Raw genomic sequence first — 1,500 nt, 5'->3', positions numbered from 1 at the left:
CCATGATCTGTAAAAGAGCCAGCCGGGCATTTTGGTCCAGCGGTTGCAGCCCCCAGTCGTCCAGGATCAGCAGGTGTTGCCGTTCCAGACGACTCATTTCCCGTTGATAGGAACCGTCTGCTTTCGCCAGATGCAGCCGGCTCAACAGCCGGATCAGGTTGTGATAAGCTACGCGGTAACCTAACTGGCATGCCTGATAGCCCAGTGCCGAAGCCACATAACTTTTACCGCAGCCGGTGGCACCGGTCAGCAAGATATTTTCAGCCCGGTCAATGAAGCGGCAGTCGGCTAACCGCAATACCAGCGTCTTGTCCAGGTTACGGCTGCTGCCGTAGTGCAGTTCTTCCAGGGATGCCTGATAACGGAAACGGGCCGCCCGGATCGCCATCTGCGTACGTCGGTGCTGGCGGTACTCGTGTTCGGCCTCGGTAAGTTGAGCCAGCAATTCGTCAGCCGGTGGCTGCTGGTGATGCGGTAACCGCAGCAGGGCATCAAAAGCCTGATACATCCCGATCAGTTTCAGATCGCGTAGTCGTTCCAGTGTCGCTTGATTGTTCATGGAAGTTTAGTTTTTCGTCTATTACTTGTTTTGTTACTGATAGGCAGTGGCTCCCCGGATATTCTCATGAGCGGTAACGGGACTGACGGCTACTGACTCGGGAAGCGTATCGAGTCCCCGTTCCAGGATAGAGCGAATGACTCTGTAGCTGATGCTGCCGTAGCATAACGCCCGCTCGCAGGCCCGCTCCAGCCGCTCTTTACCCACTTTCTTCTCCAGACTCAGTACACCCTGACAGGATTTGTACGCTTGTTCAGGATGGGCCCGGCTGGTAAGAATGGCATCAACCGCCCGTTGGGTCTGAGGGCCAACCCGACCGGCCCAACTCAGAAAGTACTCCGGACTCCAGTCACTTACCCATTGATGGGCAGCCGGCAGGTGTTCGCGCAGAGTCGAGTAATGATAGGGGCCCTGTAGCCGCTGATGAATAGCAATGCGTTGATGCTGGTGATAGATTTCAATACTGGTAGCGGTGTAGATCAGCCGTACCCGCTGACCGATATAGCGGTAGGGTACACTGTAATAATGTTTGTCTTCAGCCAGCAGTACATGACTGTTTTTCTGCACACGGCTACCGGCGTAGTATTTGATCAGGTAAGGCGTGGCAGGCAGCGGCCTGAGCTGCATCTGCTCGCTTTCATCAAACAGATCACGCCGGCTGTGACTCCGTCCCTGCATACACATTTGGTTGTGGGTATCCAGTAAGGGGCGTATAGCGGCATTGAGTTCCTCAAGCCGTTGGAAGGTCTGGTTACGCAGGGGGGCATAGACCCGCCGGTACAGGATGTTGACCGCTCCTTCGACTAGTGATTTGTCGCGGGGCTTACGGGAACGGGCAGGCAGAATGGTAGTTCCATAATGGAGGGCAAAATCAGCCAGCGTCTCGTTGAGTTGTGGTTCATAGCGGTCAGCTTGTGTGACGGCTGCTTTAAGGTTGTCGG

At 55.3% G+C, this 1,500-nt stretch carries 2 protein-coding genes; both read right to left on the bottom strand.

Annotated features, from left to right (window positions below):
• On the bottom strand, positions 1 to 559 hold a 559-nt coding region (locus AC23NW_RS36115), incomplete at its 3' end, for an ATP-binding protein (RefSeq protein ID WP_487455561.1).
• A gap of 33 nt (positions 560 to 592) precedes the next feature.
• Positions 593 to 1,500: Mu transposase domain-containing protein (locus tag AC23NW_RS36110; RefSeq protein WP_487455559.1), on the bottom strand; the 908-nt coding region annotated here is incomplete at its 5' end.

It is taken from the genome of Arsenicibacter sp. R0_47 (assembly GCF_057652235.1).
The sequence above is the reverse complement of the archived record's forward strand: the minus strand, read 5'-3'. Positions and strand labels throughout refer to the sequence as shown.